General features: G+C 34.0%; 21 protein-coding genes. 17 read left to right on the top strand and 4 right to left on the bottom strand.

What is annotated here, in order from left to right; translation table 11 throughout:
• Positions 1-153: 153 nt before the first annotated feature.
• From gatC to gatB, 3 genes are all read left to right on the top strand, one after another.
• Positions 154-447 (top strand): Asp-tRNA(Asn)/Glu-tRNA(Gln) amidotransferase subunit GatC, encoded by a 294-nt coding sequence (gene gatC, locus BMY18_RS13725; protein WP_092455009.1) that lies wholly within the window; start codon positions 154-156, stop codon positions 445-447.
• 21 nt (positions 448-468) lie between these two features.
• Positions 469-1,938, top strand: a complete 1,470-nt coding sequence (gatA, locus tag BMY18_RS13730; protein WP_092455010.1) for an Asp-tRNA(Asn)/Glu-tRNA(Gln) amidotransferase subunit GatA — start codon at positions 469-471, stop codon at positions 1,936-1,938.
• A gap of 71 nt (positions 1,939-2,009) precedes the next feature.
• A complete protein-coding gene (gene gatB, locus BMY18_RS13735) occupies positions 2,010-3,437 on the top strand; it encodes an Asp-tRNA(Asn)/Glu-tRNA(Gln) amidotransferase subunit GatB (protein WP_092455013.1) in 1,428 nt (475 codons plus the stop codon).
• 375 nt (positions 3,438-3,812) lie between these two features.
• Here the strand turns inward: gatB and BMY18_RS13740 are convergent, their stop codons facing one another.
• Both BMY18_RS13740 and BMY18_RS13745 read right to left on the bottom strand, forming a co-directional pair.
• A complete protein-coding gene (locus tag BMY18_RS13740; protein WP_092455015.1) occupies positions 3,813-4,151 on the bottom strand; it encodes a PilZ domain-containing protein in 339 nt (112 codons plus the stop codon).
• A 198-nt stretch (positions 4,152-4,349) separates the two neighbouring features.
• Positions 4,350-5,405 (bottom strand): HD-GYP domain-containing protein, encoded by a 1,056-nt coding sequence (locus BMY18_RS13745; protein WP_092455017.1) that lies wholly within the window; start codon positions 5,403-5,405, stop codon positions 4,350-4,352.
• Positions 5,406-5,759: 354 nt separating this feature from the next.
• On the opposite strand from BMY18_RS13745, the gene purC reads away from it, so the two are divergent.
• The 3 genes from purC (at position 5,760) to purB (ending at position 9,736) form a co-directional block, all read left to right on the top strand.
• Complete coding sequence (purC, locus tag BMY18_RS13750; RefSeq protein ID WP_092455019.1) at positions 5,760-6,467, top strand: phosphoribosylaminoimidazolesuccinocarboxamide synthase; 708 nt, start codon at positions 5,760-5,762, stop codon at positions 6,465-6,467.
• A gap of 295 nt (positions 6,468-6,762) precedes the next feature.
• Positions 6,763-8,205 carry an amidophosphoribosyltransferase gene (gene purF, locus BMY18_RS13755; RefSeq protein ID WP_092455021.1) on the top strand — a complete coding sequence of 481 codons (1,443 nt, stop codon included), beginning with the start codon at positions 6,763-6,765 and terminating at the stop codon, positions 8,203-8,205.
• A 100-nt stretch (positions 8,206-8,305) separates the two neighbouring features.
• Positions 8,306-9,736 carry an adenylosuccinate lyase gene (gene purB / locus BMY18_RS13760; protein ID WP_092455023.1) on the top strand — a complete coding sequence of 477 codons (1,431 nt, stop codon included), beginning with the start codon at positions 8,306-8,308 and terminating at the stop codon, positions 9,734-9,736.
• Between the two features lie 19 nt (positions 9,737-9,755).
• Here purB and BMY18_RS13765 read toward each other — a convergent pair whose 3' ends face one another.
• The gene (locus BMY18_RS13765; RefSeq protein WP_092455025.1) at positions 9,756-10,580 is read right to left on the bottom strand and encodes a C39 family peptidase; all 825 of its coding nucleotides are present in this window, start codon (positions 10,578-10,580) and stop codon (positions 9,756-9,758) included.
• Positions 10,581-10,702: 122 nt separating this feature from the next.
• Here BMY18_RS13765 and BMY18_RS13770 point away from each other — a divergent pair, with 122 nt between their 5' ends.
• The 4 genes from BMY18_RS13770 to BMY18_RS13785 all read left to right on the top strand — a co-directional run bounded on the left by BMY18_RS13770 (position 10,703) and on the right by BMY18_RS13785 (position 15,016).
• Positions 10,703-11,590, top strand: coding sequence for a LysR family transcriptional regulator (locus tag BMY18_RS13770; protein ID WP_092455027.1), 888 nt, complete (start codon positions 10,703-10,705; stop codon positions 11,588-11,590).
• 460 nt (positions 11,591-12,050) lie between these two features.
• Positions 12,051-13,343, top strand: coding sequence for an adenylosuccinate synthase (locus BMY18_RS13775; protein ID WP_092455029.1), 1,293 nt, complete (start codon positions 12,051-12,053; stop codon positions 13,341-13,343).
• Positions 13,344-13,381: 38 nt separating this feature from the next.
• Positions 13,382-14,026 (top strand): deoxyribose-phosphate aldolase, encoded by a 645-nt coding sequence (gene deoC, locus BMY18_RS13780; protein WP_092455031.1) that lies wholly within the window; start codon positions 13,382-13,384, stop codon positions 14,024-14,026.
• 378 nt (positions 14,027-14,404) lie between these two features.
• Entirely contained in the window at positions 14,405-15,016 is a 612-nt protein-coding gene (locus BMY18_RS13785) for an HAD family hydrolase (RefSeq protein WP_092455033.1), read from the top strand.
• 67 nt (positions 15,017-15,083) lie between these two features.
• Here the strand turns inward: BMY18_RS13785 and BMY18_RS13790 are convergent, their stop codons facing one another.
• Entirely contained in the window at positions 15,084-15,302 is a 219-nt protein-coding gene (locus BMY18_RS13790; RefSeq protein WP_242941042.1) for a hypothetical protein, read from the bottom strand.
• 102 nt (positions 15,303-15,404) lie between these two features.
• On the opposite strand from BMY18_RS13790, the gene BMY18_RS13795 reads away from it, so the two are divergent.
• From BMY18_RS13795 to BMY18_RS13825, 7 genes are all read left to right on the top strand, one after another.
• Positions 15,405-16,937: an amino acid adenylation domain-containing protein gene (locus BMY18_RS13795; protein WP_092455035.1), complete on the top strand. Its 1,533-nt coding sequence runs from the start codon at positions 15,405-15,407 to the stop codon at positions 16,935-16,937.
• Positions 16,938-16,941: 4 nt separating this feature from the next.
• Positions 16,942-18,150 carry a diaminopimelate decarboxylase family protein gene (locus tag BMY18_RS13800; RefSeq protein WP_330385992.1) on the top strand — a complete coding sequence of 403 codons (1,209 nt, stop codon included), beginning with the start codon at positions 16,942-16,944 and terminating at the stop codon, positions 18,148-18,150.
• Between the two features lie 75 nt (positions 18,151-18,225).
• Entirely contained in the window at positions 18,226-18,453 is a 228-nt protein-coding gene (locus tag BMY18_RS13805; RefSeq protein WP_092455037.1) for a phosphopantetheine-binding protein, read from the top strand.
• A 27-nt stretch (positions 18,454-18,480) separates the two neighbouring features.
• Complete coding sequence (locus tag BMY18_RS13810) at positions 18,481-20,070, top strand: MBOAT family O-acyltransferase (RefSeq protein WP_092455038.1); 1,590 nt, start codon at positions 18,481-18,483, stop codon at positions 20,068-20,070.
• A gap of 65 nt (positions 20,071-20,135) precedes the next feature.
• Positions 20,136-21,164, top strand: coding sequence for a hypothetical protein (locus BMY18_RS13815; protein ID WP_139197293.1), 1,029 nt, complete (start codon positions 20,136-20,138; stop codon positions 21,162-21,164).
• Between the two features lie 32 nt (positions 21,165-21,196).
• A complete protein-coding gene (locus BMY18_RS13820) occupies positions 21,197-22,231 on the top strand; it encodes a hypothetical protein (RefSeq protein ID WP_092455042.1) in 1,035 nt (344 codons plus the stop codon).
• A 183-nt stretch (positions 22,232-22,414) separates the two neighbouring features.
• On the top strand, positions 22,415-23,116 hold the full coding sequence (locus BMY18_RS13825) for a phosphatase PAP2 family protein (RefSeq protein ID WP_092455044.1): 702 nt from the start codon (positions 22,415-22,417) through the stop codon (positions 23,114-23,116).
• Positions 23,117-23,122: the final 6 nt, after the last annotated feature.

The following is a 23,122-nucleotide window of genomic DNA, read 5'->3' on the forward strand; positions in this document are numbered from 1 at the left end:
GGTTCAGGTCTCTTTGAGACATTGAACCGTCTGGAGCCTTAATAGAACGAAAGAGTAATGTGGTTCAGGTCTCTTTGAGACATTGAACCGCCTGGAGCCATAATAAGACGAAACGTAAATTGAAAATTGAAATAATTTAGGAGGGCCGAAAACATGGCAAATATAATTACAGATGAAACAATTGAATACGTTGGTATTTTAGCAAAACTAGATCTTTCAGCAGAAGAAAAAGAGCAAGCAAAAAAAGATATGGCAAATATGCTGGACTATATTGGTACATTAAGTGAACTAGATACAGAAGGCGTGGAACCTATGTCACACGTATTTCCCGTAAATAACGTATTTCGTGAAGATGTAGTTACGAACGCAGATGATAGAGACAATATTATTTTAAATGCACCAAAAGTAAAAGATGGAAGTTTTATGGTTCCAAAGACTGTGCAATAAGAAGAGTAGGAGGAAATGACCGTGAGCTTAATGAGTTTAACTGCCGTAGAATTAGGCAAGGAAATAAAAGCAAAACAAGTAACAGTAGTAGAGGCAACAAAGGCTGCAATCGCTCAGATTAAGGCAAATGACAAAGAACTTAATTGCTTTGTTACTATTAACGAAGAAGCTGCCCTAATTAGAGCAGAAGAAGTTCAGAAGTTAATTGATGATGGAATTTTGACAGGACCACTTGCAGGTGTGCCAGTAGCAATTAAAGATAATATGTGTACCAAGGGGATTCTTACAACTTGTAGTTCTAAAATCCTTGGTGATTTCAAACCGATTTATTCAGCCCAAGCAGTAATCAATCTTGAACAAGCTGGAGCGGTTATTATAGGAAAAACAAATATGGATGAATTCGCGATGGGAAGTACAACGGAAACTTCATTCTTTGGTGCGACTAAGAATCCATGGAATACTGCACATGTTCCCGGTGGGTCATCAGGTGGATCAGCTGCAGCAGTTGCAGCAGAAGAATGTAGTTATGCACTTGGTTCAGATACTGGTGGATCAATTCGTCAGCCTAGTTCATTTTGTGGCGTAACAGGTATGAAACCAACGTATGGGACTATTTCAAGGTATGGCCTCATTGCTTATGGATCATCTCTTGATCAGATTGGACCAATCGCAAAAGATGTTACTGACTGTGCCACAATCCTTGAAACGATTGCCTCTTATGATACAAAGGACAGCACATCAGTGAAAAGAGAAGAATATAACTTCACATCAGCTTTAGTGGATGATGTAAAAGGATTGAAAATAGGAATTCCAAGAGATTACTTGACGGAAGGGTTAGACCCAGAAGTTAAAATCGCGATTTTAAATGCAGCAAAAGCGCTTGAAGCGAAAGGAGCAATTGTTGAAGAATTTGATCTTAGTCTAGTACAATATGCAATTCCAGCATATTATATTATTGCATCCGCAGAAGCGAGCTCAAACCTTGCTAGATTCGATGGCGTTAAGTTTGGCTTTAGAGCAAAAGATTTTGATGGCCTTCATAGTATGTATAAAAAGACTCGCTCACAAGGCTTTGGCGCTGAAGTAAAGAGAAGAATTATGCTTGGCTCTTTTGTTCTAAGTTCAGGATACTATGATGCCTATTATATCAAGGCGTTGAAGACAAAAGCACTTATAAAAAAAGCATTTGATAAAGCATTTGAAAAATACGATGTGATACTTGGACCAACAGCACCAACAACAGCACCTAAGCTTGGAGACAGCTTAAGTGATCCAATCAAAATGTACCTTGGAGATATCTATACAATATCAGTTAATCTCGCAGGACTTCCAGGAATTTCAGTGCCATGTGGCAATGATTCAAAAGGACTTCCTATTGGACTACAATTAATTGGCGATTGTTTTGAAGAAAAGAAAATTATTAGAGCAGCATATGCATTTGAACAAACAAAAAAGTACGATAGATGCAATATTGCCAAATCAAGAGATTAGGAAGGGGAAACTAATGTCTTGCAAGCAAGCCATATTGATGCACAAAAACCGTGTGCAAGAAAGAGGAAGATATGAAACAATACGAAACAGTAATTGGACTTGAAGTACATGTTGAACTTGCGACAAAAACAAAAATCTTTTGCTCCTGTTCAACCGCGTTTGGTGGTTCACCTAATACACATACTTGTCCAGTATGTACAGGCATGCCAGGATCACTTCCAGTATTAAATAAACAAGTTGTAGAATATGCGATGGCAGTAGGCCTTGCAACGAATTGTACAATCACACAGAACTGTAAATTTGACCGTAAGAATTATTTCTACCCAGATAATCCACAGAACTACCAAATTTCACAACTATATTTCCCAATCTGTAGAGATGGTGGTATTGAAATAGATGTAAATGGCACAAAGAAAACAGTCCGTATTCATGAAATCCATATGGAAGAGGATGCTGGAAAATTGATGCATGATGAGTGGGAAGATTGCTCGTTAGTTGATTTTAACCGTAGTGGTGTTCCACTGATAGAAATCGTTTCAGAACCAGATATGCGTTCATCAGATGAAGTGATTACGTATCTTGAAAAACTAAGACTAATTATTCAGTATCTTGGAGCTTCCGATTGTAAATTGCAGGAAGGTTCAATGAGAGCCGATGTCAATCTTTCCGTTAATGAAGTTGGTGCGTCTGAATTTGGTACAAGAACAGAAATGAAGAATCTGAACTCATTTAAGGCGATTGCAAGAGCAATTCAAGGCGAAAGAGCTCGTCAGATTGAACTGATAGAAGATGGTAAAACAGTAACGCAGGAGACAAGAAGATGGGATGATAACAAGGAATATTCATATGCGATGCGCTCAAAAGAAGATGCGCAGGATTACAGATATTTCCCAGAGCCAGATCTTGTTCCAATCGTCATCAGTGATGAATGGATGGCAAAAGTGAAAGCTGAGCAACCAGAACTTCGTGATGAAAAACGTTTTCGTTACAAAACAGAGTATGAAATTCCAGAATATGATGCTGATATTATTACATCATCTAAGAAAATGGCTGATATATTTGAGGCAACAGTTGCAATGTGTAAACAACCTAAGAAAGTTTCAAACTGGTTAATGGTAGAAACAATGCGACTTATTAAAGAAAAAGAGATAGAACCAGAAGATATATCATTTTCACCAGAAAACCTGGCTAAGTTAATTCAACTTGTAGAAGCTGGAACAATCAATGGTGGTGTAGCCAAAGAAGTATTTGAACAGATATTTACAAATAATATTGACCCAGAAAAGTACGTCAAAGAAAAAGGCCTTAATCAAGTCAACGACGAAGGTGAGCTAAGAGCAACCATTGAACAAATAATCGCCGAAAACCCACAATCAGTAGAGGATTATAACAATGGCAAGGAAAAAGCAATAGGATTCCTCGTAGGCCAGACCATGAAAGCCATGAAAGGCAAAGCCAACCCGGGAATGGTTAACCAACTCCTAAAAGAATTATTATAAAAACTAGGTACTAAAAACATCAAGTTAAGACATTATGAAATAAAGAAATAAAGAAATAAAGAAAGCATGATATTATGAATCATTAATCTTAAATCTATTAAAAACAAAGCAAGGGCTATTGTAGATGACATCTTTAAGTCATCTACGCAATAGCCCTTGCTTTATTTTTCCTTTTATGTGTAAACGGGAATTTTTGATTAATTTTGTTGTATCATTTTGACGTTATGATAAGTTACTTATGCGTTCATTTTATACGTTAAGAGCCAAAGTTCTACTGCCTGACGAACGAAGTGAGGAGTTTAGAACTTTGGATCTTGCCCTTAGTATAAAATGAACACATTAGTAACTTACATAAAAGTCATTGATACATCAAAATTAATCAAAAATTCCCTCAAAAATGTAATCAAGAATTGGTGCCATCCCAACGAATTCGCAGCCATAATTATAATCATCTTTTGATAATGGTTCACAGCGAATAATTTTGACTACACAATAAAGAACACCATTATCACTACCTAAATGAAGTGCAGCATTAAAATAGAAATCCAAAGGAAGCACACTCTTTGAGATGAATCCGATTCCCGACTTCGATACATCGAAAACCTCAATGGGTGAGTCAACATTCGCAATCTCAATATTGTTTTGCTTAAATAATGATGAAACATTAAGTTTTAAATCAACTTTCAAACGTTTTGCTTTTCTTTTTTCTATCATAAAGCTCCAATCTGGTAATTAAACTAAAATAATTGAAATTTCATTCTACATAGTTGTTCACTTTGAGGCGATGTCCGTTGCCATCAAAGTGATGCTTAGATTACTTTGATAATACACGAAAAAGTTAAAATATGCAAGAATAGTGTAAGCGACTTTTCATAATAAAATTAATGCTCACATGCGAATATCGAATATGTTTTATGTATTACTATCTTGAATTGTGATATTAAAAGTACTTGATAAATCTAAGTCGTATAATCTCACATCTTTATCATCAATAGTATTAAGTACCATAACAATAGGGTTAAATGGGAGGCCAGGATTCTGGATTTTTATGATACCTCGACTTCCATCAGATAGATTGACTAATGTACCATTTGGATAAATCGCGATATTCTTTAAGAATTGCCCTAATAAAGGGGCATCTAATTTGATGGTAGATTCGTGTGCAAGGATTTGATAAGCCTGATAATTTGTAAGGCTTTTACGATAACATCGCTCTGCTGTTAATGCATCGAACATGTCCGCAATTGCAACAATCTTAGCAAATGGGTGGATTTCATTAGCAGTCAAGCCATATGGATAACCAGAACCATCTAAACGTTCATGATGTTGTAACGATATTATTCTAGATAATTCTGTTAATAATGGGTTTGTCTTTAATAGTTCGTATCCAGCAATCGTATGCTGCTTTACTATTTCAAATTCATCAGTATTAAGTATACCGTTTTTGTATAGTATTTTTGGGTCGACAAGAGTTTTTCCAATATCATGTAAAATTGTACCTTCCGCAAGGGCCTTTAGCTCAATCGGGGAAAGCTTTAATTGTTGGCCAATTAAGAGTGAAAAAACGGTAGTGTTAATTGAATGAACCAGTGTACTGTCATCTGTAGTTGCTATATCATTCAAACAAATAAGAACGTCAGGGCGTAAGAGTATTTCATCAATAAGTGAACTGGTCGCTTCAGAAATAGAGCACATATCAAAACTACCTTGTACTCGAAAACGATTAATCGCATTTTGTAATGCATCCTTGCATTTAAGACGAGTGACATCAGAAATAGCATCGGTTATTTCTATATCTGTAGAAATTTCATCCTCAACGTATATAGATGTAATTCCTAATTTAAGCAGAGAGTCAGAAAATCTGCTGATATTATTAATTCCAGCAGTCAAGAGCAACTGGTTATAGTGGTAGATGGATTTGCCAAGGCGCATGTCTGGTAAAATCATCGATAAATCTACTTTTCTCATATAGTATTCTATCCTTTATATAGATTATAATCATAAGTCTTTTCTAAATAATCGTACCATAAATTAATTGCGATTACAACTCTAACGAAACGATTTTTTCAAAGAAAACATCAAATATACTTAATTATATTTGCTTAAAAAAAATATTCGATATATATAGAAAATACAGTTGCTTTTATAAACTATCTGTTATATAATTTTTTTGGTTATTTCATGACAGTTATGTAGCTATATGAGGTTATGAGCAAGTGGTAAAGTGGATTGTAAATATCTGGTTTGACTTAAGATCATATATAAATTATATTATATAGATGCTTACATGAAGAAAAGTAAATAAAAGGACAGGTGCTCAGAATGAAGAAGTTGGATTTACTCTATGAAGGAAAAGCTAAGAAAGTTTACACAACTGAACAGGAAGATGTTTTGATTGTAGATTACAAAGATGATGCAACAGCATTTAACGGAATTAAAAAAGGTACTATTGTAGGTAAAGGTGCTATTAATAATCGTATGACTAATTTCCTCTTTAAAAGACTAGAAAAACAAGGTATTCCTACACATTTTATTGAAGAATTAAGCGATCGTGAGACAGCAGTTAAAAAAGTTGAAATTGTTCCACTTGAGGTTATTATTAGAAATGTAGCAGCTGGTAGTTTTTCAAAGAAACTTGCAATTGAAGAAGGCACGAAGTTAAAATGCCCTACATTAGAGTTTAGCTTTAAAGATGACGCACTTGGTGATCCATTTATAAATTCATATTATGCACTTGGTCTAGGACTTGCAACACAAGAAGAAATCGACAAAATTACAGAATATGCATTTAAAGTAAATGATGTTTTGATTGAGTATTTTAAAGGTATTCAAATTGAACTGATTGATTTTAAAATCGAATTTGGAAGATACAAAGGTCAGATTATTTTGGCTGATGAGATTTCTCCTGATACATGTAGACTTTGGGATATTAATACAAGAGAAAAACTTGACAAAGATCGTTTTAGAAGAGATTTGGGCAATGTTGAAGATGCTTATATTGAAGTTTTCAAGAGACTTGGAATTGAGTAGTATATATAATAATATAAGGGGGGATATGTAAATTATCGTATTCTCTTTATGCCACAGCGGGTGTTGGATTATACAACATCCGCTTGTGAAGTTTTAAATGTGTCACCAACGCCTCGCAAGCGAGGCGTGCAATATTTGCTGCGCAAACTTGTGTGTTGTCTACAAACTGAGGCGTGCAAGATATGCTGCGCAAACTTGTGTATTGTCTACAAACTGAGGCGTGCAATATTTGCTGCGCAAACTTGTGTACTTTCTTTAGCATAAAGGCCTTTGAAGTGGGCGGATGGGAGTAAAAATGAAAAAATATCCTATGGATAATGAAATCGAAATTTCTGAAGGACTCCATGAAGAATGTGGTGTATTTGGTGTTTATGATTTTGATTATAATGATGTAACATCAACAATTTATTATGGATTATTTGCTTTACAGCATAGAGGTCAAGAAAGCTGCGGTATTGCAGTTAGCGATACAAAAGGACCAAAGGGTAAAGTTGAATTATATAAAGATATGGGTCTTGTAAATGAAGTATTTACTCCTGAGAAGTTAGAGAGACTTCATGGCAATATTGGTATAGGCCATGTTAGATATTCTACAGCAGGTAGTAGTACTAGAGAAAATGCGCAACCACTTGTTATAAATTATGTAAAGGGAACATTGGCGCTTGCACATAACGGAAATTTGTTAAATGCGCTTGAACTTAGAGAAGAATTATCATATACAGGTGCTATTTTTCAGACAACGATTGATTCTGAAGTTATCGCTTACCACATTGCGAGGGAGCGTTTGAATGTTTCTTCTGTTGAATTAGCTGTTAAAAATGCAATGAAGAAGATTAAAGGTGCATATTCCCTTATTATAATGAGTCCTAGAAAGTTAATAGGAGCCAGAGACCCATTTGGTTTTCATCCACTTTGTATTGGAAAGAGAGATAATGCATATTTCTTATCTTCTGAAACATGTGCACTTGATGCTGTTGATGCAGAATTCGTACGTGATGTTTTACCAGGGGAGATTGTCACAATCACTCCTGATGGAATTATGTCTGATTTGAGCATGTGTCAGGAAAAGAAAGCAAAATGTATATTTGAATATATTTATTTTGCTCGACCAGATAGTAATATGGATGGTATTAGCGTTTATGAATCTAGAATTATGGCTGGTAGAATATTAGCGAAAAGTTATCCTGTTGAAGCTGATTTAGTTGTAGGTGTTCCAGAATCCGGAAATGCAGCAGCACTTGGATATTCAATGGAATCTGGCATACCTTATGGAATGGCATTTGTTAAGAATGGTTATGTTGGAAGAACATTTATTAAGCCAAAACAAGAGCAGAGAGAGACAAGTGTTAGGATTAAGTTGAATGTGCTTGCAGAGGTTGTAAGAGGTAAACGAATTATTATGATTGATGATTCAATCGTTCGTGGGACAACCAGTGAGCGTATCGTTAAAATGCTAAAAAGTGCTGGAGCAACCGAAGTACATGTAAGAATTAGTTCTCCACCATTTTTAAATCCATGCTACTATGGAACAGACATTCCATCAGGAGAGCAGCTTATTGCTTACAATCACACAGTGGAAGAGATTGGTGATATGATTGGTGCCGATTCACTTGGTTATATCGATGCGAATAGATTAAGTGAAATGGTTCACGGCAATCTAGATTTCTGTGATGCATGTTTTACTGGAAATTATCCTATTGAACCACCGGTAATTGATATTCGTGGGACGCAAGGATAATGTCTTTTGGAAATTAGAAGAGATAAACACATAACGAAGATAGTTATAGAAATCTAAATCTAAATATAACTTTTGATCAAGGGTAAGAAAGGCGGATGAAATGACAGATAAATATCAATCACCTCTTGCAGAAAGATACGCAAGTAAAGAAATGCAATATATTTTTTCACCGGATAAAAAATTCAGAACATGGAGAAAACTTTGGATAGCGCTTGCGCAATCAGAAAAGGAACTAGGGCTGGGTATCACAGATGAGCAAATTGCCGAACTAGAGGCTCATAAAGATGATATTAATTATGAAGCTGCCAAGGCTAGAGAAAAAGAAGTCCGTCATGATGTAATGTCACATGTATATGCTTATGGATTGCAGTGCCCTAAGGCAAAAGGAATTATTCACCTCGGCGCGACGTCATGTTACGTGGGTGACAATACCGATATTATTATTATGAAAGAAGGACTTATATTAGTTCGAAAGAAACTGCTCAATGTTGTAAATGAACTTGCAAAGTTTTCTGATCAATATAAAGCACTTCCAACATTGGCATTTACACATTTCCAGCCAGCACAACCGACTACTGTAGGAAAACGTGCAACACTTTGGTTAAATGAGTTATTACTTGATCTTGAAGATCTCGACCATGTAATTGATACAATTAAACTGTTAGGTTCTAAGGGTACAACAGGTACACAGGCAAGCTTTCTTGAATTATTTGACGGCGATCATGACAAAATCAGAAAAATTGATAAGATGATTGCGAATAAAATGGGATTTGAGGATTGTTATGCGGTGTCAGGACAGACATATTCTAGAAAAGTTGATACAAAAGTTTTAAATGTACTTGCAGGAATTGCTGCAAGCGCACACAAGTTTTCAAATGATATCAGACTCTTACAGCATTTAAAAGAAATTGAAGAACCATTTGAAAAATCGCAAATTGGCTCTTCTGCAATGGCATATAAGAGAAATCCAATGAGAAGTGAAAGAATCGCTAGCCTTGCTAACTATGTAATTATAGACGCACTTAACCCAGCAATTACATCATCTACTCAGTGGTTCGAAAGAACACTAGATGATTCAGCAAATAAGAGGATTTCAGTGCCGGAAGCATACCTTGCAGTGGATGGAATTCTTGACCTTTACTTAAATGTAGTAGACGGTCTTGTTGTATATGACAAAGTAATTACAAAGAGACTTATGTCTGAACTTCCATTTATGGCAACTGAAAATATTATGATGGATGCCGTGAAAGCCGGCGGAGACAGACAAGAATTACATGAAAAAATCAGAGAACTATCAATGGAAGCTGGAAAACGTGTGAAAGAGGAAGGTCTTGATAATAATCTTCTTGAACTAATTGCAGCTGACCCATCATTTAATATGACACTTGAAGAACTCCAAAAAACAATGGATCCAACAAAATATGTAGGACGTTCAAAAGAACAAGTGGATGAATTCCTTACAGAAGTCGTTAATCCATTATTAGAGGCTAATAAAACAGACCTTGGAATGATTGCTACAATTAATGTATAACAAAAACAAAATTTGAATTTTATTTTATGACAACCCCCATTTGTTGAAACTCTTCGTATCTGGAATTGAAAGTATTGAAGTCTCGTTCTACAATACCTTCAAGCGGATCACAAACAGTTAGGGTACCTTTTTGTAAATCGTACCCAATGATAACCACACAGTGTTCGTTAGAATACCAGTAATCAGTGGTTCCATTTTCTAATATAATGGGGGTTACAATAGTTTCTACGTCTAGTGCTTGGCTTGTCCATACAATTACTGGGCTCCCAGAGGCTAGCAAAATACATAGCTCTTCCATTGAATAACCGGTTATGTTATATGCCGTTAATTTTGAGTTATGATCATTTAAAAAATTATTCGCGGATTTTGTGATTACAGGAGCATAACAACCCCAAGCGTATTCATCCCATGGAGAACCAATAAAATAGTCATTAAAGCTACCTTCAAATGGTGCTGATTTTTCAAGATAATCGATTGCCATATCTTCTTTATCAACATAATATCCAAGAAAATTGAGAACAATTGTAAGTGAAGTGATCTCGCAACCTGTAGGCAGTTCGGGAAGTTGTAATATATTGGATACTGGGAGTAATATCGATTGTGTATCCACATTGCTTGCAATCTGGATAGAAGAATCTGGCACAATAGGGTCTTGAATCGTATTGTCCAAACTTGTAACTACTGGTAAATTGGTATCTGTAATTGTGACAGAAACAGAATCTATATTATTTTTAATATGTGCAATGATGGGGTTATATGCGTAACATATATAAACCGATACTAATATTAGTAGCGAAAGAATTAATATAGAATTATGTTTTTTCTTTTTCTTTTTCTTTTTCATTTGGTTTAAATTCCTTCGTAAATAGTATATATAATTATATAATAAAACCTACCAAAATTCAATGTCTTAAAAATCAAATGTAAATTTAAACTTTGAAAATACTGGATGAAAGGATGCTTTCTATGAATATAGATTTGGAATATTACAAGATTTTTTACTATGTTGGAAGCTTGGGTAAAATATCATTGGCCGCACAAAAGCTATGTATCTCTCAGCCGGCAGTCAGTCAGGCAGTAAAACATTTGGAAACTCAATTGGGGACCAAACTATTTATAAGAACACCCAAGGGAGTTCGACTCACGACCGAAGGAGAAGTTCTGTTTTCCTATATCAAGCAAGGATACGAGTATATTTTGCTTGGCGAGAAAAAGTTTAAAGAAATGCTTGATCTGGAATCCGGGGAGATACGTATTGGTGCGAGCGATATGACATTAAAATATTACTTGTTACCGTTCCTTGAAAAATTTCATAAAGAATATCCGAATATTAAAGTATCAGTTACAAATGCGCCAACACCGGAGACAATACAATACTTAGAAACTGGAAAAATAGACTTTGGAATTATAAGTGAGCCATTTCAAATCAGTAAAGATATGGTAGTAAAACCAGTTAAGGAAATAGAAGATGTATTTGTTGTTGGAAGTCAATTTGAGCAGTATAGAGGAAAAAAACTTGATTTTTCCGATTTGGAGCATATGCCAATTATTTGCCTTGAAAACAATACAAGTACGAGAACTTATGTTGATGATTTTCTTTTAAATAAAAATGTGATTTTAAGACCTGAATTTGAATTAGCAACTAGTGATATAATAGTACAGTTCTCAATCCGAAATATGGGCGTAGGTTCAGTTGTTAGGAACTTTGCAGAAAAATATATACAAACAGGCGAATTATTTGAACTTGAATTTAAAGAAAAAATACCAAAACGAAGATTTTGTATTGCAACAAGTAAGAAGATTCCTGTTACGAATGCGGCAGAGAGGCTATTGAGGGAATACTTGAATTGTTGAAACTAAAAATTATTAGTTTGTCTTCGATTTATCTATCCTTGTATGGAAGTTTCTAATGTATTCATTATGCGCTAAAGGCAAAGCGTAAAAGTTCGAACTCCTCACTTCGCTCGTCATACAGCGAACTTTTACTCTTTAACGCACAGAATGAATACATAAGTAACTTCTCATACCGTCAAAGATATATTAAAGTCAAACTAATAATTTTAGTTTGAATATAATTTTTCGTATTCGGCGTTTAAAATAATGGAAACATTTTGGTGGAGAAGGTTGAGTAATTATAAAAGGAAATGATTATAATAACTCTAGATAGATGGGTTTATGGGAAATAAAGGCATAAGCATGAGTTATGTAAGACATAACAAGCATTGATTGTACTTATGTTGGCTGCTGTGTTAACATATAGCAGTAATAAAGAAAATAGAATTGAAAAAAATTAATATATTGGAGGAACATTATTATGGTAAAAGCGATTGTCGGAGCTAATTGGGGTGATGAAGGAAAAGGCAAAATCACAGATATGTTAGCTGAAAAATCTGATATTATTGTGAGATTTCAAGGGGGAAGTAACGCAGGTCATACAATCATTAATGGATATGGCAAATTTGCACTTCATCTTTTGCCATCAGGAGTTTTTTATAATCACACAACAAGCGTAATTGGTAATGGCGTTGCTCTTAATATTCCTTATTTAATAAATGAAATAAAGGGAATCACAGACAGAGGAGTTCCAACTCCTAAAGTTTTGGTTTCAGACAGAGCTCAGATTCTTATGCCTTATCATGTGGATTTTGATACTTATGAAGAAGCAAGACTTGCTGGAAACTCCTTCGGTTCAACGAAGTCAGGCATTGCTCCTTTCTATTCAGATAAATATGCAAAAATCGGTTTCCAGGTAAGCGAACTTTTTGATGAAGTTTCACTTAAGGAAAAAGTGCAAAGAGTTGTAGAATACAAGAATGTTCTTCTGGAGCATCTATATCACAAACCACTTCTTGATGCAGAAGAGGTTTTTAAATTAATGCTTTCCTATAGAGATATGATTGAACCATTTGTAACTGATACATCTTCATTTTTGCATGATGCAATTGCGCAGGGTAAGAACATCTTACTAGAAGGCCAGTTAGGCGCATTAAAAGATCCTGATCATGGAATCTATCCAATGGTTACATCTTCATCGACCCTTGCGGCTTACGGAGCAATCGGTGCAGGTATACCAGCTAGTGAAATCAAGGACGTAGTTACTGTAGTAAAAGCTTATTCTTCTGCAGTTGGTGGAGGCGCATTTGTAAGTGAAATCTTTGGTGAAGAAGGAGATGAACTTAGAAGACGTGGCGGAGATGGCGGAGAATTCGGTGCTACAACAGGACGTCCTAGACGTATGGGATGGTTTGATGCAGTTGCTTCACGTTATGGCGTTAGAATGCAAGGGACTTCAGAGGTTGCACTTACGGTATTAGATGTACTTGGATATCTTGATGAGATTCCAATGTGTGTTGGATACGAAATTGATGGAGTAATAACTAAGAATTTCCCTACTACGAATAAGCTTGAAAAAGCAAAACCAATTCTCAAGGTATTCCCAGGTTGGAAGTCGGAAATTAGAGGCATAACTAATTATAATGAACTTCCCGAGAATTGCAGAAAATATATTGAGGCAATTGAGGAAGAACTTCAATGCCAAATCACTATGGTTTCAAATGGTCCAGGAAGACATGAAATTATTTATAGAGTAAGTTCTTTTAAAAAATAGATTTTATTATTTGGATTTGTGAAAGGTTGGTATTATTAATGAAGTTTGAGAAGTATTTTGATCATACTATTTTAAAACCCGAAGCAACGAAGAATGAAGTGAATCAAATATGCATAGAGGCAATTCAATATGGATTTGCCTCTGTTTGCGTTAATGAGTGTTACACTTCATATGTTGCGGGAGTTCTAAAAGGAACCGGAATTGCTACCTGTGTTGTTATTGGCTTTCCATTAGGTGCGTCAAGTACAGCTGTAAAAGTGTTTGAAACCCAGTCAGCGATTCATAATGGAGCAGACGAGATCGATATGGTGATTAATATTGGTGAACTTAAGGATCAGCAGTACGAATCTGTACAAGACGATATTCAACAAGTGAAGTTGGCTTGCCAAGGCAAAATATTGAAAGTTATTATAGAAGCATGCCTTTTAACGGATGAAGAAATTGTAAAAGTATGTGAGTTATCAGTAGCAGCGGGTGCTGATTTTGTTAAGACATCAACTGGATTTAGTAATGCTGGAGCAACGGTTGAGGCAGTTGCACTTATGAAAAAGACAGTAAATGGCAAAGCAAAAGTGAAGGCAGCAGGCGGAATTAGAGACGTTGAAATAGCGAAAGCAATGATTGAGGCTGGTGCAGATAGGCTTGGAACCAGCGCGACGAAAAAGATTGTGGGTGGGGTATGAAGGAATATTAATTTCTAATTATGTGTTTTCCTTGCCTTTCCTTCAAGCAGTATGTTTTTTACGAGCCTCAGGGATGATAAAAAAGACTCGCTTCGCTCATTTTTTCATCTGAGTCTCGACAAAACATGGGCACTGCTTTCAGCCGGTCTGCGGGAAACACATAATTAGAAATTAATATTCATCGTATACGTTTTGAAGGGCGTTAAGAACAAGTACAGTAACAAGTGCGTTAAGAACAAGTGCAGTAACAAGTGCAGTAACAAGTGCGTTAAGAACAAGTGCAGTAACAAGTGCGGTAACAAGTGCGGAAGACTAGGAAACTAATAATTACGGGTTGTTGCAATAATTAACTAAATAATTATCCAAAAGGGGTACGGTATGATTGATACGGTGATATTTGATATTGGGAATGTGTTGGCGGGGTTTTGTTGGAAAGAATATTTACTGGAGTTGGGAATATGTGAAGATGCGAGACAGCAGATTGCAGACAAAATATTTCGTGGTGATGTATGGAAGGAATTCGATTGTGGCAAGAAGTCAGATGAAGAAATTATTCAGCAATGTATTTTGTTAATACCAGAGTATGAAAAAGAGATAAAAATGGTATTTGATACCATTGAGAAAGTAGCATTTGAATATGATTATGCAAAATCCTGGATAGAAGAATTGAAAGCCAAGGGATTTAAAATATATTTGTTATCGAATTATGGGAAAAAAGCTTTTGAAAGAAAAAACTATTCATTCCTTGAATTAGTTGATGGTAAAGTGATATCATATGAAGTAAAGTCAATAAAGCCACAACCACAGATATTTAATACACTTCTTAGCAAGTATGCAATAATTCCAGAAAATGCAGTGTTTTTTGATGATATGAAGGAAAATGTTATAGCGGCCAGAACACATGGAATCAATGCGATTCAATTTAGTAGTAAAGAGCAAGCAGAAAAAGAGCTTGCTGCTCTAATAAATGAGAAGGCAACAAGCTTATAATATAGTTATCGTTTTAATCTAGTTAGTTTTAATACAAATAGTTTTAATCTAGCTAGTTTTAATATAATTATTGATTTGGATTATTTCGATTTTTTAAATATTTGTATATTAACATATATGCATATAGCATAACTGGTAGTGCAATTGTAGCAATAGCGCTTGCCTGAAATAGTTTCTGGGCTGTAGGGCTTTTCATAAATGCAAGAATAAAGGTAGTAATATAAAGACCAAGAAGAAGCACTACAAGAGTAATTGCACCAATGCGTTTGAGATTTAATATATTCATAATATAAATCCTTTCAAAAATTAGTAAGTTATTGTATTATTATATTATAGATTATGAAAAGTTGCAAAGCAAGTTTTTATCAAATGATCATAGGAGGCTATAATGGTAAAAAATATTTTAGGTTATTTGGAAGAATCAACAGAAAAATTTGGAATTAAGGCAGCCTGTTCGGATGAAAATAGTTCTTACACATATAATGAATTAAGTGATAAAGCAAAAAGGGTCGGTAGTGCGTTGATCGAAAAAACCGATCCTCGTAATCCAGTGCCTATCTATATGGACAAAAGTTGTAGCACATTAGCAGCATTTATGGGAACTGCATACGCAGGTTGCTTTTATGTAATGCTTGATGTAACACAGCCCCCAGCGAGAGTTAATATGATATTAGATACACTTGAGGCAAAGTTTATTGTAGTAAGTGAAACTACAGCGACTAAGGCTGAAAAACTTGGATTTAAAGGAGAAGTTCTTGTTTTAGAAGAACTTATGAAACATGAAATTAATGAAGACGTACTTTCTAAAATAAGAAAACAGACGCTAGATATCGATCCACTTTATTCAATATTCACATCAGGTTCAACCGGTGTGCCTAAGGGCGTAATTGTAAGTCATCGTTCAGTCATAGATTTTATCGATTATTTCACAGAAATTTTTAATATTACGGATAAGGATGTAATTGGTAATCAAGCACCTTTTGATTTTGATGTATCTGTAAAAGATATATACTCTTCGTTAAAGACAGGAGCTACACTTCAGATAATTCCGAAGAAGATGTTTAGTTTTCCAATCAACTTACTTGATTATCTTGAGGATAGGAAAGTTACAACATTGGTATGGGCAGTATCCGCACTTTGTATTGTAACAACTTTAAACGGATTTGAATATAAAGTACCTTCGGCCATCAATAAAGTAATTTTTAGCGGTGAAGTAATGCCGATTAAGCATTTGAACAGTTGGAGAAAACAGTATCCAGATGCAATGTTTGTAAATGTATATGGACCAACTGAAATCACATGCAATTGTACTTATTATATAATAGACAGAGAGTTTGCACTAGATGAAACAATTCCGATGGGACAAGCATTTCCGAATGAAAAAGTATTTTTACTAGATGAAGATAATACACCCATAACGCCAGAATCAGTTCGAAAATTAGGAGAGATTTGTGTGTCTGGTACTGCACTTTCACTTGGTTACTTCAACAACAAAGAGAAAACGGAGCAGGCATTTGTACAAAATCCACTGAATACTAAATATATTGAATTAATCTATCGGACGGGTGATTTGGGGGCGTACAATGAAAAAGGGGAGATGTATTTTTCCTCAAGAAAAGATTTCCAAATCAAACATATGGGGCATAGAATCGAGTTAGGTGAAATTGAGACTGCCATTAATGCAGTAGAAGGCGTTTCAAGAGTTTGTTGCACATACGATCAAGGTGAGAATAAAATAGTTGCATTTATTGAAGGTGCTACAGATAAAAAGGTTATCACACATGAACTTAGTAAGAAGTTGCCAAAGTTTATGGTACCAAATATATTTGCACAGGTGCATTGCATGCCAATCACAAAGAATGGAAAGATTGATAGAAAACAATTAATGGAAGATCATAAAAAAGAGAGCGAACAAGGTTGAAAATATGATTAATCAAAATATTTTAGAAGATATTGCAATTGAATATGGGACTCCGTCATATGTATTTGATATTGATGAGTTAACAAAAAGAATTATAAAAATCAGTGACATTTTAGGCGATGATATCAACCTTTGTTATGCGATGAAGGCAAACCCGTTTTTGGTAGATTCAATGAAACCTTTAGTGGGGAAGTTTGAAGTGTGTTCACCGGGGGAATTTGCAATTTGCGAACGCGAACACATAGAGATGAATAGAATTGTATTATCAGGTGTCAACAAAGAGAAATCAGATATTGAACATGTTATGGATGATTGTGGTGGCGTTGGAATATATACAATTGAATCGCTAAATCAATTTGCAATTCTTAATGAATGTGCAAGTAGAAGAAAAATAACAATATCAGTTCTTTTAAGAGTGACAAGTGGCAATCAATTTGGTCTGGATGAAGAAGTGATCGAACAGCTAATTTCAGATAGAGCACAATATAAGTATATAGATTTTAAAGGAATACAATGTTATTCAGGTACGCAGAAGAAAAAAATATTACAAATCGAGAAAGAAATTGATTGGCTTGATGGGATTTGCAGTAATCTTCGAGAAAAATATGGATATGAAGTTAGAGAGTTGGAGTATGGTCCAGGGCTTCCGATATCATATTTTGAGCCTAATACAGATAATGATAATTTCGATATGTTGCAGCAGTTTTCAGATAAGTTGGATGGAATTCGTGATAAATATGAGATAACTTTGGAGATGGGCCGTTTTATGGCAGCAACCTGTGGTATTTATTTATCAAGGATTGCAGACCTTAAGACCAATAATTTCCAGAATTACTGTATCATCGACGGAGGAATTAATCATTTAAACTATTATGGACAAACAATGGCTATGAAGTTGCCAAAAACCGATTTTATTCATATGGATTCAACGAATATGCACTTAACCGAAAAAAAAGATGGTATCGTACCATGGAATATTTGTGGTTCATTATGTACAGTGGCAGATGTTATAGTAAAGAATTTGCCACTTGATAATGCGCAGATTGGTGATATGATTATATTTTATAATGTTGGTGCATATTCAGTAACAGAAGGGATTTATTTATTTTTAAGCAGAAAACTCCCTAAAATATTAACATATGATAGCAAAAACAATATAAAATTAATCAGGGATGATTTATCAACTGATGAAATTAATTCTAGAAAATTATAATAATTTCACTTGACGTTTAAGGTAAATATTACTAGAATAACTATAGGCAAAATAATGAAAGGTTAGGTATTAAAAATGGAAGAATTATTAGAGATTTTAAATGAAGTGAATGCAGATGTGGATTTTGCAAGTTGTGAAAGTTTAATTGATGATGGAATTTTAGATTCATTTGATATAGTATCAATAGTGGGAGAATTAAATGATGCTTTCGATGTAGAGATATCACCTGTTGATATTATTCCTAAAAACTTTAATTCAGCTAAAGCAATGTGGGCTATGATTGAACGTTTACAAGATAACTAAAAATAATTTTAATTTGAGGAAAATAGAATGTCTTTTATGTCTACAGAATTACTGTTGTTAGTTTTTGTAACAGCAGTTGTTTATTATATAATACCCAAAAAATATCAGTGGATATTACTTTTAGCTGTAAGCTATATGTTTTATGCATCTTATGGACTAAAATATGTTGGATTCATAGCATTCACAACAATAACCACCTTTTTAGGTGGTATTTTCATTGAAAAAATAGCTCAAGCTGGAAAAGATAAGATATCTGCAAATAAAGAGACATTGACCGCTGACGGGAAAAAGGCAATAAAAGCGCAGACAAAGCGGAATAAAAAGTTGATCTGTGCATTGATTTTAGTATGTAATTTTGGAATCTTGGCATTTCTGAAATACTTTAATTTTGCTGTAGAAAATATAAATTCAATTTTAACTGGAGTTGGAACAACACAACGGTTGGGTATGATGAGTTTACTGTTGCCACTTGGGATTTCGTTTTATACATTCCAATCAATGGGATACATTATAGATGTATATCAGGGGAAATACTCCTCTGAAAAGAATCCTTTTAAATTCGCTTTGTTTGTATCCTTTTTCCCACAGATACTTCAAGGTCCGATTGGAAGGTTTGATAAATTAGCATGTCAATTTTTTGAAGCGCACAAATTTGAATTACAGAATATACAATTTGGACTTCAGCTTATACTTTGGGGTTACTTTAAAAAAATTGTGCTTGCAGATAGAGCAGCAGTTGTTGTTAATAAAGTATTTAACGACTATACGAACTATTCAGGATTTTATATTATATTTGCTGTATTACTGTATTCAGTAGAACTCTACGCCGATTTTTCGGGAGGAATGGACGTCGTAATTGGTATTGCTCAAATATTTGGAATTAAGCTTGATCAGAACTTTGCTCGACCATTTTTTTCACGCTCGATTTCAGAGTTCTGGAGAAGATGGCACATTACGCTTGGTACATGGATGAAGGATTACATATTTTATCCATTTACTCTATCAAAACCGATGAACAAATTTGGTAAGTTCTCTAAAAAGAAGTTTGGTAATACAATTGGGCGCGTGCTTCCAATATGTCTAGCAGATCTACTTATTTTCTTTTTGGTAGGTATTTGGCATGGCGCAGCATGGAAGTATATTGCATATGGAATGTACAATGGTATTATTATTGCACTCAGTATCTTATTGGAACCACTATACAAATTGGGACTTAAGAAACTACACATTAATAGTGAAAGAAAACCATGGAAAGTATTCCAGATAATTCGAACAGGTATTTTAATTAATATTGGTTGGTATTTTGATATGGGTGTTAACTTGAATGCGGCTATTGTAATGATGAAGAATACCTTTGTAGGATTATCCTTGTCAACATTGACAGATAATTCATTGTTTAAATTAGGCCTCTTAAAAAAGGACATTCAAATATTAGCATTTGGATGTTTCGTGTGGTTTATAATTAGTGTACTTCAAGAACGTAAAATCAATATACGAGAAGCTTTATCAAAAAAACCATTAGTAGTTCGTTGGGCAATTTATTTTGCATTGATATTTTCAACCCCTATTTTGGGCTATATAGGAGCATCATCTGGATTTATCTATGCACAGTTTTAGGAGCAATTTAAAATGTGTATTGCATAACTTTAAATGTATAAATTTACTTTATCGAGGACAAGCGTATGCGAAAATATAAAAAAAAATTAGTTATTATACTGTTTTTAGCTTTATTAGTTATTATAAATAGTATATTGAACTTTATTCTTGTCCCATCCACTATCACAAGAGTAATCATGCATGAAATAGAATCGGAGCATGATTATAAGTACATTTTTCTTGGGACGTCACATGGTTCATATGGAATTGATTCTAACAAAGTCACTGAAGTGTTAGGAAGCAAAACAATGAATTTATGTATAGGTGGAGAATATTTACAAGATTCATATTATTTATTGAAAAGGGCATTCGAAACGAATAAACCTGATACAATTATTCTTGATATGGATTTTGAATATTTATTAAAGGGACCCAATAGTTCTTTATCTGGTAGTTCTATTTATAATTTATATCCATTTTCAATAAATAAATTGTCCTATTTTAAGGATAAAGTATTAGGGTTGGATTATCGTGCGGCATTTTTTCCATGGATGGACTATCGTGATAATTTTTCGAGTGCACTGAGTGTAGTTAAAACTAAAATGAGTGCTGACTATATAAACTATAGCGTGAATGCAGTGAAGATGAATGCTAACAATGAATATAAACATAATGGATTTCTATATAGGGAGCGCAGTACACATCCAAAGATACAGAATCACTTAATATGGGATGAGTCAAATGTTGATCAAAAAGCGGTACAATATTTTAATAAAATAGTTGATTTATGTAAATCAAATAATACTAAAATTATAATGATGACGACTCCTGTTCCAGTTGAAGAAATAACTTATTCGATAGATGAATATGAACAGGCATACGCATATGTTTCAAAATTGGCAAAGGCTAATAATATTGAATTCTATAATTTCAATCTTCTAAAAGAGAGTGTATTTCAAAGAAATATCGGGGATTATAATGACTACGATGGTCATATGTATGGGGATACGGCAGAACGTTTTAGCGAAATCCTTGGAAGGTTTTTAAAGGATGTTCAAGATGGACAAGTGACATTAAGTGATTATTTTTATGATTCTATAAAAGATTTACAATAAACAGTAAAAACTGTAGTAATGAGGATGAGAATTTGCGAAAAAGTAAGAAATTGTTAGTGACAATCGTATTTTTAACAGTATTTATAATTGCAAACAGCATATTAAATTTCACGTTGGTTCCACCAGGACTTACAAGGATTATTTTGCATGAACTAGAATCTAATAACGATTATAAATGCGTAATTTTAGGAACATCACATGGTTCCTATGGAATTGATCCAGATATTGTGAGCCAGCAATTAGGAAAAAAGACAATAAATTTGTGTATTGGGGGCGAATATTTAAAAGATTCCTATTATTTGTTAAAACGAACATATGAAACAAATACTCCGGAATTAATTGTGCTTGATGTGGATTTCCAGTACTTAATTAATGTTCCGAAAAATAGTGTTTCAGCAAATTTCATCTACAATGCTTACCCAAATACAATAGACAAAGTATCCTATTTTAAGAATAAAATATTAAAAATGGAATATCGCGCAACATTATTTCCTTGGATGGATTATCGTGATAATTATTCTAATGTAATCAATATCGCTAAAACAAAACTAGGTTCTGATTACAATAATTATAGTGCAAAGGCTGTAAATATGTATAAACAGGACGTATACCATGGAAGGGGATTTGTATATAGAAATCATTTGGATAGTTCAAAGACTGATAAAATGTCAAATATGATATGGAATGTGTCTAAAGTGGACCAAGAATCAATAAAATATTTAAAAAAGATAATTGATTTGTGTGATTCAAATAATACAAAAATAATAATGATTACAACGCCTATATCTGTGGATACAATAAAGCATTCATTAAATGAGTTTGATAAGTCATACACATATCTTTCGAATTTGGCGGAGGCAAATAATATAGATTATTATAATTTTAGCCTTGTTAAGGAAAGTGTATTTTCTAGAAGCCTTGATGATTATTGGGATTATGATGGTCATATGTATGGAGATGCAGCACAGCGCTTTAGTCTAGTGCTTGGAAAGCTCTTGAAGGAATCTGAAGTTGGTAAAGTAGAGATAAGTAATTATTTATATGACTCAGTAAGAAATATTCAATAAACTTATTCAATGTTCATTGAATGCATATTTAAATTTGAGATTACATTAGTGAATTTCAATAAATATTAATCTAAATAGGCTATAGAATATTTTACTTGTGATTTATTCATAATTGGTTATAATATAAAGATGTGTGTAAATGTATTAAACAGATACGTACCTATTAAAAATGCGGGGTTTATTATGCGTGAATTTCTAAAGAAAAATTTGGACCCAATGATTCCTCTATATTCTGTTATCCCATTGATAACTTGTTTTGCGTTTAATACTTTGGTTTATTATGGCGCTATGTCAATAAATAGTAATCGATATCATTATGATTTTACGACGAATTTTGATAGAAGTGTGCCTATAATTCCCATATTTGTAATTATATATTTTATATGCTATGGTTTTTGGGCGATTAACTATATTATTATAGGCAGAATTGGTAGAGAACATTGTATGAGATTTGTATTCGCGGATATTAGCTCAAGATGTATATGCTTAATATTTTTCATACTAATTCCAACAACGAATATTCGGCCAGAAATTCTGGGAAATGGAATAGGCGAACAGCTACTTAGACATTTATATTCAATTGATCATCCTGAAAATTTATTTCCATCAATTCATTGTCTGGTCAGTTGGTTTTGCTATATTGGTATAAGAGGCCAGAAACAAGTGCCTCGTTGGTACAGAGCTTTTTCCTGCGTATTTGCATTAGCGGTATGCCTATCAACACAACTTACAAAGCAGCACTATATAATTGATGTGTTTGGCGGAATATTGATAGCTGAATTAACTTATTACATTGCTCACCATTCTGAATGGTATAGGGGAGTGGAGAAAATATTTAATAAAATTTCTGCCTTAGTATTTGGTAAAAATAATATTGGCTTATAAGAAAGT

The organism is [Clostridium] fimetarium, from assembly GCF_900111235.1.
Taxonomy (GTDB): Bacteria; Bacillota; Clostridia; order Lachnospirales; family Lachnospiraceae; genus Clostridium_N; species Clostridium_N fimetarium.